We start from the raw sequence: 13,902 nt of genomic DNA, 5'->3' as shown, positions 1-13,902 counted from the left end.
ATCCGCAGCCCCAGTTAACCTCAAGCCTTCAACCTTAACCTCGCGCGGTTGTGGGCCAGCCAGTAAGCGGCCAAAACCAGCGGTGCATTGCCCGCGCCATAGCCGGATACCAATGCCATCAGCGCCTCGAAACTGAGGAAATGCGAACGGATGTCTTCGCCCTCACTATCGAGGCCACCTGTGCCCTGTTCCACATCCGGCAAATCGGCCAGGCCTACGAAAATATAATGAAACTCGGTTGAATTGCCCGGCGACGCATAGACCTCAGCCACCTTTTCAAGCGAACGCACATTCAGCCCGGCCTCTTCCTGCGCTTCGCGCACCACGGCCTCTTCTGGTGTTTCACCAGGGTCAATGTGGCCCGCAATCGGCTCCAACTGCCAAACCGAGGCATCGCCGCGCGCAAGCGGTCCCATGCGTATCTGTTCCACCAGCAGCACCCGGTCCCGGACCGGATCATAAGGCAACATGATCCCGGCATCCGCCCCCAAAAAAACCGCACGATCCAGTGGTTCGGTCATTTTGCCGTCAAACCGTTCGTGACGCAGCAGAATGTCATCCAAGGCAAAGAAATGCGCATAGCTGCGTCGGCGATCCATCACCTCAACCCTGCCGTGCATCGTCCTTTCCCCATGCAGCGAGCGTGCTGCATTTACCTTTGATCCTGCGCGTCTACGGATCATCGGGAACATTCCCGCCACTTCATCGCGGGTCTTAACGCCCATATACCCCATGACCTCGACCGCGGCGTGGCAAGAAAGGGCGGCCCATTTGGCCTCCCACGTGCTCAATAGCCATGGACCATCTGGCGTCCACATGCCCGGCTGCGGCACATAAACCTCGGCTTCCTGCCCATCTGACAGCTGGACCTGCACTAAATCATAGGCAAAACTGCCCTCGTAAAAGTCCAGTCGCGCGATGTCATCATCACTTAGCCCACGGACCAACAGCCCCTCAGCCCTGTCTCCGATGGAGGGTGAAATCATCGGAAACGGCCCCTCGGCCACCGAGGACACCAGAAAATCCGGCAGGTGTGCAGGCGTCACATCAAGCATTCCTGCCCCGCGTCCCATCACAATTTCCAACAAGGGCACATGCCGCAGCGTGCCATAAAAAAACAGGTTTTTCATCCGGTTAGCGCCAGCGGTTGCCGGCATATTCGGTCACAAGACCGCTGACCACTGCCCCAACGAGTAAAAATAGCCCGATCGGTACGGTTGCGATCATCAGGCCAAACTCTGCTCCGATTTGAAAGATGGCGACCATCGCCTCCATCGCGTTGTCATAGCGGTTTTTCATCGCAAGGCGCACCATCTCGTTGCAGGCCTGCACGCCGATCCCCCAAAGCATCATGACAAACACCCCAGTCAATCCGTTGTTGATTGCTGCGGTGGTGCCGCGTCCCACCCGCCGACCCATGACAATCCAGCCCGCTAAAAGGCCTATGATGATGTTCAGTGGTACGAAATAGCCAAAATCAGTGCTTTCCGGCATCAAGGGCATAATCATCCCGGACACGATGAACGCAACGATTGCCAGACATATGGCGGCCACCAAACGCGCGGCTGTGGGCATGGCAAGGCTCCTCTTACGGTCATTCGACCCTAAATGGGTCGCCTCACCGTAATCTGCGTTACATCACAATTTCCACTGTCAAATGTCGCTGCGCAAGAAGTGAGGTAAAAATTCCACATACGACGGAACCGGTCGTCAAAGCCCATTGCGGTGATCTGGTCCCATTTCGCATTGAAGGTTTCGTGCCAGCGGCGCAGCGTGATGTCATAGCTTTTGCCAAATTCGATCGACCTATCAACAACAAGACCCGCCTTTTCCACCTGTTCACGCAGCACCTTTGGGCTGGGCAGCATGCCTCCCGGAAAGATGTATTTTTGGATAAAGTCCACACCGCGTTTGTAAACATCCCAGCGCCGGTGATCGACGGTGATGATCTGTAGCGTCGCGGCCTTGCCCGGTTTCAGGCGCTCTCGGACGGTATCAAAGTACGTTGGCCAATATTTTTCCCCTACGGCTTCAAACATCTCGATGCTGGCAATGCCATCATAGGTCCCCTGTTCGTCACGGTAATCTTGCAGCTTGAAATCAACAAGGCTCGAAAGCCCTGCATTTTCAATACGTTCCCTGGCATAGTTAAACTGCTCCTGACTGATGGTCAGTCCCGTCACCCGCAACCCGCGTTCCTTGGCAGCATATTCGGCAAACCCGCCCCAACCGCAGCCGATTTCAAGCACGTGATCACCCGGCCCGACGCCCATCTGATCCACCATCGAAGCATATTTGGCGGTCTGCGCTGCTTCCAAAGATTGCTGCGCGCCATCCTCAAAAAGCGCCGAGGAATAGGTCATCGTGTCGTCAAGCCAGAGGCTATAAAAGTCGTTGCCCAGATCATAGTGATAGCTGATGTTCTTGCGTGCCTGCGTCTTGTGATTGCGTTGCAGCCAGAACCGGAACTGTTCAAACACCCGCACAAGAGCCATACCGGGAAACCCGTCATAAATGTCCTCGTTGTCCGCATGCACCAGGTCCATAAAGGCCTGCAAATCGGGTGTGGACCACCATTCATCAAGGTAGGCATCGCAAAAGCCAAGGTCGCCCTCACGGATCAGACGCGCAAACAGGTCGTTGTTATGGATCCGCAATTCGGCAACCGGCCCCGGTTTCGCGCCATCCGCGCGAAACGTACGGCCATCGGGCAGGACAAAGTCGACCCGCCCATGCTGCATGTTGCGCGCCATCGCGTAGACCCGCGTGAAATAGCGCGGCAGGTCTGCCTGTCCTTCGGTGCTGGTTAGATACACGCCCACATCCCCTTGGTGTTCATTTTCATGCGAGGCGATGCAACTTTATCGCCCCCTGCAATATTAACAAATATTAAAATCCGCGGTCCTCATAAGCGGCGAGTGCCCGCTTGCGGCCGGCGTCCAGCGTCATGATTGGGTCTGGATAGGGATCATCCGGCGACAGGTTCCAACTGCGCGGGATCGCATCAAAAAAAGCCAGAGCATCTTTGTGCGGGTCGGCGCGCCCTTCGGCAATCCAGCGGCTGACGTAATCGCGGTGCTTGTCAAATTTATCAAGCTGGGTATCGGGGTTAAAAACCCTGAAATAGGGCGACGCATCCGGCCCGGACCCTGCCACCCATTGCCAGCCCATCGCATTGCTGGCCGGATCCCAATCAATCAGACATTGTTCAAACCAGTGTTGCCCCACTTTCCAGTGGGTCATCAGATGTTTCGTCAGATAGCTTGCGACGATCATCCGCGCGCGATTGTGCATGCGGCCCGTCACGTAAAGCTCGCGCATCGCGGCGTCGACAAACCTGATCCCGGTGCGCCCCTGTTTCCAGGCAACCACATGGGCGCTGTCGGCGTCGGTTTTCCAGGGGAACGCATCCCATTCCTCGCGCCAGTTCCCATCCAGCATCCGGGGCGTATGGTGCATCAGGTGATAGGCAAATTCACGCCACACCAGTTCCTTGAGGTATTTTTCGGCACCCCGTTTGCCTTCTTGCATGGCTCTGTGGCCTGCGTGCCAGCATTGATGCGGACTGATTTCACCCAGCGAAAGGTTCTCGGACAGGGCCGAGGTGCCATCAACGCCGGGAATGTCGCGATTGTCGCCATAGCCATCCACGACGTCGGCAATGAAGTGACCCAGCCTGCCTTGGGCGGATTGTTCACCAACAAGGGCAAAGGGGCGCACAACTTCGGCCCCTCGGTTCATCGCCGCACCCATTTGCCAATCGTCCAGCGTATCACTTTCTGGCCAATCCTGCGGCGGGCGGATGTCGCGTGGCGTGGGACGTGGCGTATCCACCCCAACATTTTTTACCGCATTCCAAAACGGTGTATAGACCCGATAAAACCCGCCTGTTTTGGTTTCAACGGTCCAGGGCTCAAACATCAGATGGCCACCAAACGACCGCGCCTCGACCCCTTCGGCCTTGAACGCTTCTTTAATAGAGGTGTCGCGGGCCACCGCCTCAGGATCATAAAGCCGTGACCAATAGATCGAGGTCGCACCAGTTTGTGCCACAAGCGCGCGCAGAGCCTTCAGCGCTCTGCCCTCGCGGCGCAGGATCAGGCGGCTGCCCTTGTCGGCAAGTGTTTTGCTCAGCGCTTGCAACCCCAGCCCAAGCCGCCACTTCGGGGCTGCCTCAAGCGTTTCGACCAAACCATCGTAAATGAACACCGGGATCACCGGACGCCCGGTCTCGCACGCCGCAGTCAGCGCTGCATGATCGCTCAGCCGCAAATCCCGCCGGAACCACAAAATGATCGGTTTTGTGTCATCCATTGCCGTTGACCCCTTTTCCCTTTTACTACGATCTAGGGCAGACGTGGATCATTCAAGGCATTGGTTTCACAAAACTTCATCCAAAGCAGTCAGAAGCTGATCGACCTCGGCGCGGGTTGTATAATGGGTGAAACTGAGGCGCAAAACCCCTTTGGCCGCATCGACGCCCATCGCGCTCAGCGCGCGGCCTGCGTAAAAATCTCCACCCCCCGCCATAATTCCATGTTTCACCAGCGCTTTGGCCACGTCTGCACCAGAACGGTTGAGCGCAAGGGCAACTGTTGGCGCACGGTCCGTTGCCTCAGAGGGGCCAATCAGGCGCACTGAATTGCGTGATTTCACCCCGTCGAGCAGCGGTTGCAGCAACTCGGTCTCATGGGCGCGCATCAGATGATGGACGGCAGCGCCACGTGCCGCCGGGCCTGCATCGCCGCCGACATGATGGGCATAGGCCGCGTCAATGTAATCCGCCATCCCCGCGCAGGCGGCAATCTGCGCATGGTCGGGTCCGGCAGGCGTAAAGCGCTTGTAAAGCGAACCACCGTTAAAAACATGGCCCTGATTTGGCAAGAGTTCCCCCAGTGCGCGCCGGATGACCATCAACCCCTGATGTGGCCCATAGGTTTTATAGGCCGAAAAAAGGTAAATATCCGGCCCCAGCGCACCCACGTCGACAAAGCCATGCGGCGCATAAGAGACGCCGTCAACGCAGACAAATGCACCGGCCGCATGGGAAAGGGCGGTGATCTCTGTCACCGGATTCACCTGCCCCACGACGTTTGAGCAATGCGGAAAACACACCAGACGCACCTTTTCATCCAGCAGATTTTCAAGGTCTTCGGTGTCCAGATGCCCGGTGTCGGGGTCTATGCACCATTCCCTGATCTCAATGCCCTGCTCCGCCAACCGACGCCATGGACCAGTGTTGGCCTCGTGATCCTGATTGGTGACGACAATCGCCTCACCCGGTTCCAACATCTGGCCAAACGCCTGTGCCAGAACATAGATGTTTTGCGTGGTCGAGGGCCCAAAGCTCAGCTCATCCCCACTAACGCCCAAAATCGCCGACATGCGGGCACGTGCCTCGTCCATTTCCTGTCCCCCCATCACACTGGGTTCATAGGGCCCGTAGGGCTGGACCTTGCGTTGGGTGTAAAACCGGAACAGCCGATCAATAACCGGCTTACAGGTATAAGACCCACCAGCGTTTTCAAAAAACGCCAGGCCCTTGAGTGAAGGTTCGGCAAATGCGGGAAATTGGGCGCGCACCCATGCGGTATCTAATGTCATGCGACCAACTTAGGACAAAGGTTCAGATGCGCAAGCGCCGGGGCATTTGATTTTGACATGGCAGCCCAATTGCTCGGCAGGTTGCAACGAAGTGGTGTCAGCGGCGACAGCGTCGATCAGGTCGTCTTGAAGCGGGCCAATTTTGAACGGCCCTGACAGATGATCGCACATGCGGTACCAACCCGGATTTGCGAAGCCGCAAACTTGGTCAGGATAGCGCCGTCGCTGCCCCACTCACCTGTGTCAAAGCCTCATCACTCGGGTCTTCCTGTTCTTGAAAAAACTGCGTTGCCGCATCTTAAATAGACATACGGAAAACATCCTCGACCCTTGCAGAATCCGATGCGAGATCGTCGTTTGAGGTCGGTTTTGCACCCGTGATGTCGTTTGCCACCCAAACTGACCTGATGAAAAGTTTACCCTGACACCACTTTGGACACGACGATCCACCAAGAGTTCTGTGCGCATCGGGGTGTTTATTTTTTGTGCAAAAACGTGCTACGATCACAACATCTGGTTGCAAAGAACGACCAGACCACAAAACAGGGACTTAAATAAAATGTCAGTTAAACCTCCATTCACGGAGCTCGACATCAATACGCAAGATGGCGGCTTCTATCATGGCTACAGCCTTCCGATCGCGCTCATATCCAAGATCAGCATGGTCTTGCTGGTGCTTTGGGCGCTGGTCTTCCCGCTGAATGCGGGTGAAATGCTTTCTGCAGTGAACACATCGCTGCTCTTGAGCTTTAATACGTTCTATATCCTCGCGGTTGGAATGTTCGCGTTTTTCCTTTTTATCGTCGCGATTCTCCCATCCACCGGCAAACGGGTATTGGGCGTGCCGGGTCAAAAGCCCGAGTTCAGCAACTTCTCGTGGTTCTCGATGATGTTCGGTGCCGGTTTGGGTGTCGGTTTGATGACATTCGCTACCGCCGAACCCCTCGGCCTTTGGGGATCGAACCCCGTTCTGTTGTCCTCTGACATGGCCCCAAACAGTGAGGACGCGCTGCAATCTGCGTACCGCTACACCTTTGCGCACTACGGCTTTCATGCCTGGGCGATCTATGTGGTGACGGGCCTTAGCCTTGCCTATTACGCTTATACACGTGGCATGCCGCTGACGATTCGGTCGGCGCTGACGCCTCTGATTGGCAAATTTGCCAATGGGTTTTTTGGTCACGTGATCGACGTACTGGGTGTTGTTGCCACAATCCTTGGTGTTTCGGTGACCATCGGTTTCGGTGTGAGCCAACTGGTTGACGGCGTCTATGCAATCACCGGCGCAGGCTGGCTGATGGACACAACGGGTGACGCACCAACCGCCACCAAAACAGGTCTGATTGTGGCGCTTGCCTGTATCATGGCGCTGTCGATCTTGTCGGCGGTTTCTGGTGTGGGACGCGGGGTCAAGTGGCTTTCGAACATCAACCTGGTGTTGTCGCTGATCCTGCTTTTGACGTTTGTGATCTTTGGCTCGTTCCTTTTCGCAATGACAACTTATGCAACTGCACTGGTTGATTACATCCTCAATTTCTTCTCACTCAGCTTTTCTGCCTATAACCCGATTGATGCCGCTGACTTTGCCGCCAACGCTCCTGCTGCCGTAAGTGCACTTGGGGCCGAGGACATCGCAGCGGTCTATTCCGGGGCGACAAACCCATGGGGCAGCCTTGCAGGCTTTACCGACGGGTTGCCGGAAGCCGCAAAATCCTTGCCAGAGGCCGACATCGCCGCTGCCTATGCAGCCGGTACAGAGGGCCGTCTGTTCGGATGGCAAGCAGGCTGGACCACGTTCTATTGGGCATGGTGGATCGCGTTCTCGCCTTTTGTGGGCTTGTTCCTTGCGCGCATCTCCAAAGGTCGTTCGGTACGTGAATTCGTGCTCGGCGCGGTCATTGCACCGGCGCTGGTGTGTTTCGCATGGATGACAATCCTGGGCGGCACTGCGATTGATCTGTCCTTGAACAGCGAAGAAGCCAAGGCCGCCATCGTTGGCGCATCGAACTCGGCGAAACTCTTTGTGACGCTGGAACAGATGATCTCGGGTGGATTGCTTCAGGCACTGATCATCATGTGCGTGGTGCTGATCATGACGTTCCTTGTGACTTCGGCTGACTCTGGCATCCTGGTGATGAACACCATCATGTCCGGTGGCGCAGAAGAAACGGGCGTCAAACACCGCATCATCTGGGGTGTGATCCTGACGCTGGTGATCGGGACATTGTTGCTGGCTGGCGGTGGTGGTCTTTCGGCCCTGCAGAACGCCATGATCATCGGTGCCCTGCCCTTTACCATCGTGATGGTGGGGATGGTCATCTCACTGATCAAGGCGATGTATAACGACGGTCGTCGTGACCGTGCGGGTCAAGCTGAAGGTTTAGCAAGCGCACAACCTGCTGAGTAAGCGTTACCCCAACAAAAGAAGGCGGCGTCCGGGCAATCGGGTGCCGCTTTTTATTTGAGGGTTGAAGGTCCTGAACTATGCAACCCAATACCCGCCTGACATTGAAAGGCCGCCGTTACTCCGCCGCCTGCGCGCAGAAACAGGACGCGCCCACCCGGCGGTCTGCACGGCTTTCTGCCAGCGCCAGACGCTGCGCAATCAGCCGGCCTTCGAGAGTATCCTTGCCGCCCTTAGCCATCAGACAGTCGTTCAATCCGCGCAGGCTCCACACATTGTCGGGGTGGGTTTGCGCACGGCTCAACGTGCCGCCCAAACCCAGATCTTCGCGGTAGACCGCTTCGGCCTCATCAACCCGCCCCTGTTCAAGCAGCAACGCACCCAAGGCATGACGGGTGGGCTGCATCCAGCCCCACGGCTCGTCATAGGGCAGCGCATCCTCAAGCGCCACAGCATCGCGCAGACGGGCGAACGCCACATCAAAGTTTTGCTTTCGATACTCGATTTCGCCATCCAGCATCGCCTCAGCCACCGCAAGCTGGTCAAGACACAGCACATTGTGCATGCGCCGCGCCTCTGGCATGCGGTCGCGGGCAGCCAGAAACAGTTGCTTTTCGGTCTCGGCCTCATCCACATTGCCGCGCGCGGCATGTGCTACGCCTTTTGCATAATGCAGCGTCGCGGTGAGGTTGGCATAAAGCTCACCGTCCTCGGGCATCGGCTCATCAATGATCTGTTTCCATCGGCCAAACCGGATCAGCACATGAACCCAGATCGCCATATAGCTTTCAAAGAAGTCTGCGAACGGGGGCGACGGAACACGCAGCAATTCTTCCGGCGTCACCTCGACAAGCTCCCGTGCGGCCTTCCAGGCTGGCTCGAACTGACCAAGGAACATCGCTCCGTAAACGGCGAAATGATAGTTGTGGATGCGATACCCGGTATAAAGTGTATAGACACCCCGGCGCTCCAACGCCTTCCTGTCGACCGTTATCGCCTCCCAATTCCAATGAAAGACATCGCGGTAGTGCCCACACTGAATGTCGATATGCGATGCCATGTGAATAAGGTGCCCGGCGTCCGGCACCAAAACCCGCAGGGCATCGCCAGCCTTGAGCGCTTTTTCCGGAAACGGCGACATTTCCATCAGATGCACATAAAGATGCAGAATGCCCGGATGAACCATTGCCTCTGGCATGTCGTTCAGCGCCTTTTCCAAGACCGCCTGCGCCTCAAGTGTGCCTGCATTTTTCGCAGGATTGCCGGTGGTTTGATCCCACATTTTCCAAGGCGTCCGGTTCATGAGCGCTTCGGCAAATATCGCCCTCAGATCAAGGTCTTCGGGATAGGCCTCGTGAACATCCCGCATCTTCGCTGCAAAATCGTCGTTCCAGCCGCGCATGACCTCTATTTTCTCCGGCTCCCGCTTTGGAAAGCGGGCTGGCAATGCGTGGATCAACGCGCGTTCCCATGCGCTGACCGTATCGACCAAAGCCACGGCAGCCTGCGTGGCGTCAAAGGCTGCTGCCAGCGACTCCTGGCGCATCGCCGCATCGCGGCGTTCCCACGGCATGTTGTAATTTGGACCAATGGCATAGGCGACACCCCAATGCGCCATGGCACAGCCGGGATCGGCGCTGATCGCATTCTGAAAACAAGTGACCGCTTCGTCGTGAAAGTAGGCATAGCACCACACCAGCCCCCGATTGAACCAAAGCTGCGCTTCGGGCGAATGTGTTGTCACCTTTCGCCCATAAACGTCGACATCATAATATTCCATTGGATTTCCCCCCGCTCTTGGCGAACAAAGTAGCCCAAGTCGCGCAAATTGTCATGACGCGGAAATGGATGTTCGCTCGCAGGTCAGGATTGGTCTTCTGGCGTTTTCTCAGGCAATCGCCGGGATCGCCATTCGATCCAACACGGCCCTTCTATTGGACACCCTCAAGCGGCCAGATAAAGGGAATGAGGGTCGACGCCAAAAGCCCCACGCTCAGGCTCAGCGGGATGCCGACCCGCATGAAATCGGTAAAGCGATAGCCGCCCGGACCATAGATCATGGTGTTGGTTTGGTATCCGATGGGCGTCGCGAAACTAGCAGACGCCGCAACCATTACCGCAACGATCAAGGGTCGCGCATCTATTCCAAGTGCTTCGGCAAGACTGATCGCCAACGGGGTGATGACCACAGCCACCGAGTTGTTGGAAACCATCTCGGTCAGGATCGAGGTCAGAAGATAAAGCGACCAGATGATCAGAAATGGCGGCATCGACTGCAAGTATGGCACCGCTGCATTGACCACCAGTCCCACGGCACCAGAGGATTCGAGCCCAACCCCAACGGCGAGCATCGAAAAGATAAGCACCAGAAGGCGGCCGTCGACGAATGAAAATGCCTCGTCTGCGTCGATGCAGCGGGTGAGAAACACGAAGGCGACTGCAATCACTGCCAGAAACAGGATCGGTGCCACCGCGAAAGCGGCCAACGCAACGATGCCAATCAATGCTGCGGTGGCCAGTGGCGCATGGCTGCGTCGATAGGCACGGACCAGTGGTTGGTTGATGTTCACCAGACCGGCATCATCAGCGAGGCGGTTTATGTCCTCCGGTGCCCCCTCAAGAAGCACCGTATCCCCGACCTGGAGAACGAACTGGTCAAGCTGACCGCTGATATTCCGGTTCCGCCGATGCACTGCCAGCGGATACACACCGTATCGGCGGCGCAACTGCGATTGGCCAATTGACCTGCCCACCAGCGTGGCCCCCGGCGTGATCAGCACCTCGACAGTTGTGCTCCTGCGCGAACTCAGCGTGTCGACCAGTCGCACTTTGGGGTCCGCCTGCAGACCCAGCAATTCTGCCATAGGGGTGCGCAACACCACACGGTCGCCGGCATGAAGCGTGACCCCCTTCAGATCGCGGCGCAACGAGACGTCGCCTCGCAGCACGTCGACCAGCCTCACTCCTTCGCGCTGAAACGCCTCAATCTCGGTGACATTTGCGCCGATCAGCGTGCTGTCATCGGGGATCGCGACCTCGGTAAAGAACTTTTTCTTCTCATGGTCAGACAATAGTGTTGCCATGCTTTCGCGGTCAGGCAACAGCCGTGGTGCGACAAACCGCAGATAGATCATGCCCCAACCGACAAGAAACACCGCCAGCGGTGTAACCTCGAAAATCGAGAAAGGCTGAAGACCGTGCGCGCGCGCCACGCCGTCAACCAGCAGGTTGGTCGAGGTGCCTATCAGCGTCAGAGTACCCCCAAGGATGGACGCGTAAGAAAGCGGGATCAACAGCTTGCTGGCGGAAACCTTGAGCTTGCGGGCAAGCTGCACAAAGACCGGGATCAGCACCAGCACGACCGGCGTGTTGTTCATGAATGCCGACGCCACCACGGTAAAAGCCAGCAACATGGCAATAGCAATCCCCGGACTGGTGATGGCGCGGGCCTCGACCAGCCGGGTAAACAATTCCAGGGTACCCGTGCGCACCAGCCCTCCGGCAATGATAAACATCGCCCCGATGGTCCAGGGCGCAGGGTTGGAAAGCGCGGTCAACGCATCTTCATACGAAAGTACGTTGAAAATCAACATCGAGGCCACGCCTGCGATCGCCACAACCTCTGTTGGCCAGCGTTCTGAAACAAAGAGTGCGAACATGAGGCAAAGGATCGCAAGTGCCACCACAGCATCGGAGAGGCCAAAGAAAGACAGGTCAATCATTGCTACAGCCCCCAATTTTTATCTAATGGCCGATCCATAATTTTCATTTGATCGCCGCACCATACGGGATAGCTGCACTGCACAGACGATATTTCAAGCCCGGCTTCCTAAAATATCGAGCTGATGATCTGGGTCGTCCCTTGGGAAGCATCTCCGGCAGATCAGATGTTCAGCCCATGGCTTTTGCAATCGCCTCGGCATGCCCCTTGATGGCATCCATATCACCCATCGTGCCGGCGGGTCGCATCCGTTGCCCATCGTGCCTGGGCAGGATGTGAAAATGGAGGTGAAACACCTCTTGGCCGCCTGCGGCCTCGTTGAACTGTTGCAAGGTGATCCCATCCGCGCCGAACGCGGTCATACAGGCATTGGCGACCTTGTTCACCGTCGCCATACAGGCCGCCAATTGTGCCGGAGTCGCATCCAGCATATTGCGGCAAGGCGTTTTGGGGATCACCAGACAATGGCCATCGCTGCGCGGCATGATGTCCATGAAGCAATAGGTATCATCATTCTCATAGACCTTGAAACTGGGGATTTCCCCCCGCAAAATCTTGGCAAAGATGTTGTCATTGTCATAGGTGCTCATGAGGGCCTCCACTGTTGTGTCGTGGTCGTCTTACGAGGTTCAAGGCATCATGGCAATTTGCGACACGCGGCGCGCAGCAAAGCGGTTGAATAGAATCGGTGCGCCGGGATCAATTGTTTTACGCCAAATCCCAGCTTGCCCGATTTGGACGCCATCACGGCCGATCCAAAAAGCAGCCGGGTGCCCCCATCTGCAAGCGGTTCAACGGCCAGATACGACCGCGTGCTACCCCTGAGGTCGCAGAGCAGAATTTGATCTGTTGTACGTGCCTCTACCGTCCAGGCGGCAAAACGATCCGCGCCACCTGATGCCAACGCCGCAACGTCTCGGTCATGGATCCGGCGGCGCAGCGCCACGGTCAGGACCGCCCGTTCAAGACCAAATAGCCATGTGGTGTAGAACGCCGAAATGAATGCAGGCAACGTCACATCGTCGTGCAACCTTGTCTCAAAACAATCGGTGTAATGCCCCGCCTGCCCCACATAGCGTTGCAAAAGCGCATCTTGCGGCACAGTGCAGGGCGCTACATCAGGCATTTACATCAACAACCACGCGGCCTTTGACCTGGCCTTTCAGGATGTCAGCGCCCAGTTTGGGCAGGTCGCTTAATGTGGCGGGCTGTACCATCGCCTCAAGCTTGTCCATCGGCAGATCCTTTGCAATTCTGGCCCAGGCGCGGACCCGGTTTTCATAGGGCTGCAAAACACTGTCGATGCCAAGCAGGTTCACACCGCGCAGCAGGAACGGGATCACTGTCGCAGGCAACCCTGCACCACCAGCCAGCCCCACAGCAGCAACAGAGGCACCGTATTGCATCTGCCCCAAGACCCGCGCCAGCATCGCACCGCCCACGGCATCAACACAACCACCCCATGTTTCCCCTTCAAGCGGGCGCTTCACGGTTTCGGCCAGGTCCTCGCGTGGCACGATCTGGGTGGCCCCCAGTGAGGTCAGATAATCGGCTGTCTCGGGCCGCCCCGTCACCCCTGCCACCTCGTGGCCCAGATTGGCCAAAATCGCGGTGGCAACAGACCCCACACCGCCTGCAGCACCGCAGACCAGCACCGGACCGCTTTTGATCCCGTGATCCTCCAGCGCCATCACCGCCAGCATTGCGGTAAAACCTGCCGTGCCAACAGCCATCGCCTGACGGGTATCAAGGCCGTCTGGCAGGGGAACCAACCAATCGGCTTTGACCCGCGCCTTTTGGCTGTATCCACCCCAATGGGCCTCACCGACGCGCCACCCGGTCAGCACAACCTTGTCACCCGGTTTATAGCGATCATCATCAGACGCCTCGACGGTGCCCGCAAAATCAATGCCCGGCACATGCGGATAATTGCGCACCAGACCGCCGCCCGGCCCAATGCACAGCCCATCCTTGTAGTTCACAGTCGAATATTCAACCGCAATGGTCACGTCTCCATGCGGCAATTGATCCATGCTGATCTCTGTTACGCCCGCATGTGTCTTGCCCTCATCGTCCTTGTTCACCACCAAAGCCTTGAACATATCATCTCCTTTTTGCGGTTTCGCCCCGCTTCATTGTTCCAAAAATACACAAATCTGAAGTCGCAAGGTGC

At 57.0% G+C, this 13,902-nt stretch carries 11 protein-coding genes; 1 reads left to right on the top strand and 10 read right to left on the bottom strand.

The features are described from left to right. Positions 1–20: 20 nt before the first annotated feature. The 5 genes from ACEWL3_RS07300 to ACEWL3_RS07280 all read right to left on the bottom strand — a co-directional run bounded on the left by ACEWL3_RS07300 (position 21) and on the right by ACEWL3_RS07280 (position 5,604). Positions 21–1,130, bottom strand: a complete 1,110-nt coding sequence (locus ACEWL3_RS07300) for an NUDIX domain-containing protein (RefSeq protein ID WP_386179273.1) — start codon at positions 1,128–1,130, stop codon at positions 21–23. A 4-nt stretch (positions 1,131–1,134) separates the two neighbouring features. After that, positions 1,135–1,575: a TrgA family protein gene (locus ACEWL3_RS07295; protein WP_386179276.1), complete on the bottom strand. Its 441-nt coding sequence runs from the start codon at positions 1,573–1,575 to the stop codon at positions 1,135–1,137. 29 nt (positions 1,576–1,604) lie between these two features. Beyond that, on the bottom strand, positions 1,605–2,816 hold the full coding sequence (locus ACEWL3_RS07290) for a class I SAM-dependent methyltransferase (RefSeq protein WP_386179279.1): 1,212 nt from the start codon (positions 2,814–2,816) through the stop codon (positions 1,605–1,607). 73 nt (positions 2,817–2,889) lie between these two features. After that, on the bottom strand, positions 2,890–4,314 hold the full coding sequence (locus ACEWL3_RS07285; protein ID WP_386179282.1) for a cryptochrome/photolyase family protein: 1,425 nt from the start codon (positions 4,312–4,314) through the stop codon (positions 2,890–2,892). A 66-nt stretch (positions 4,315–4,380) separates the two neighbouring features. Further along, positions 4,381–5,604 (bottom strand): aminotransferase class V-fold PLP-dependent enzyme, encoded by a 1,224-nt coding sequence (locus ACEWL3_RS07280; protein WP_386179285.1) that lies wholly within the window; start codon positions 5,602–5,604, stop codon positions 4,381–4,383. 559 nt (positions 5,605–6,163) lie between these two features. Between ACEWL3_RS07280 and ACEWL3_RS07275 the strand changes: the two genes are divergently transcribed. Further along, complete coding sequence (locus tag ACEWL3_RS07275; protein WP_386179288.1) at positions 6,164–8,011, top strand: BCCT family transporter; 1,848 nt, start codon at positions 6,164–6,166, stop codon at positions 8,009–8,011. 115 nt (positions 8,012–8,126) lie between these two features. Here the strand turns inward: ACEWL3_RS07275 and ACEWL3_RS07270 are convergent, their stop codons facing one another. From ACEWL3_RS07270 to acuI, 5 genes are all read right to left on the bottom strand, one after another. Continuing rightward, on the bottom strand, positions 8,127–9,788 hold the full coding sequence (locus ACEWL3_RS07270) for a hypothetical protein (protein ID WP_386179291.1): 1,662 nt from the start codon (positions 9,786–9,788) through the stop codon (positions 8,127–8,129). 151 nt (positions 9,789–9,939) lie between these two features. Further along, a complete protein-coding gene (locus tag ACEWL3_RS07265; RefSeq protein WP_386179294.1) occupies positions 9,940–11,730 on the bottom strand; it encodes an SLC13 family permease in 1,791 nt (596 codons plus the stop codon). 169 nt (positions 11,731–11,899) lie between these two features. Continuing rightward, entirely contained in the window at positions 11,900–12,319 is a 420-nt protein-coding gene (locus tag ACEWL3_RS07260; RefSeq protein WP_386179296.1) for an HIT family protein, read from the bottom strand. Between the two features lie 47 nt (positions 12,320–12,366). Then, on the bottom strand, positions 12,367–12,855 hold the full coding sequence (locus tag ACEWL3_RS07255; RefSeq protein WP_386179299.1) for a hypothetical protein: 489 nt from the start codon (positions 12,853–12,855) through the stop codon (positions 12,367–12,369). Beyond that, on the bottom strand, positions 12,848–13,831 hold the full coding sequence (gene acuI / locus ACEWL3_RS07250; protein ID WP_386179302.1) for an acryloyl-CoA reductase: 984 nt from the start codon (positions 13,829–13,831) through the stop codon (positions 12,848–12,850). The genes ACEWL3_RS07255 and acuI overlap by 8 nt, the downstream gene beginning before the upstream one ends. Positions 13,832–13,902 lie beyond the last annotated feature (71 nt).

The sequence above is a fragment of the Sulfitobacter sediminivivens genome (assembly GCF_042611115.2).
Classification (GTDB): Bacteria; Pseudomonadota; Alphaproteobacteria; order Rhodobacterales; family Rhodobacteraceae; genus Sulfitobacter; species Sulfitobacter sediminivivens.
The sequence above is the reverse complement of the archived record's forward strand: the minus strand, read 5'-3'. Positions and strand labels throughout refer to the sequence as shown.

Excerpts from the sequence above, each read along its gene's own strand:
- ACEWL3_RS07300 (WP_386179273.1), bottom strand. The coding sequence starts at position 1,130 with ATGAAAAACCTGTTTTTTTATGGCACGCTGCGGCATGTGCCCTTGTTG.
- ACEWL3_RS07295 (WP_386179276.1), bottom strand. The coding sequence starts at position 1,575 with ATGCCCACAGCCGCGCGTTTGGTGGCCGCCATATGTCTGGCAATCGTT.
- ACEWL3_RS07285 (WP_386179282.1), bottom strand. The coding sequence starts at position 4,314 with ATGGATGACACAAAACCGATCATTTTGTGGTTCCGGCGGGATTTGCGG.
- ACEWL3_RS07280 (WP_386179285.1), bottom strand. The coding sequence starts at position 5,604 with ATGACATTAGATACCGCATGGGTGCGCGCCCAATTTCCCGCATTTGCC.
- ACEWL3_RS07275 (WP_386179288.1), top strand. The coding sequence starts at position 6,164 with ATGTCAGTTAAACCTCCATTCACGGAGCTCGACATCAATACGCAAGAT.
- ACEWL3_RS07270 (WP_386179291.1), bottom strand. The coding sequence starts at position 9,788 with ATGGAATATTATGATGTCGACGTTTATGGGCGAAAGGTGACAACACAT.
- ACEWL3_RS07265 (WP_386179294.1), bottom strand. The coding sequence starts at position 11,730 with ATGATTGACCTGTCTTTCTTTGGCCTCTCCGATGCTGTGGTGGCACTT.
- ACEWL3_RS07260 (WP_386179296.1), bottom strand. The coding sequence starts at position 12,319 with ATGAGCACCTATGACAATGACAACATCTTTGCCAAGATTTTGCGGGGG.
- ACEWL3_RS07255 (WP_386179299.1), bottom strand. The coding sequence starts at position 12,855 with ATGCCTGATGTAGCGCCCTGCACTGTGCCGCAAGATGCGCTTTTGCAA.
- acuI (WP_386179302.1), bottom strand. The coding sequence starts at position 13,831 with ATGTTCAAGGCTTTGGTGGTGAACAAGGACGATGAGGGCAAGACACAT.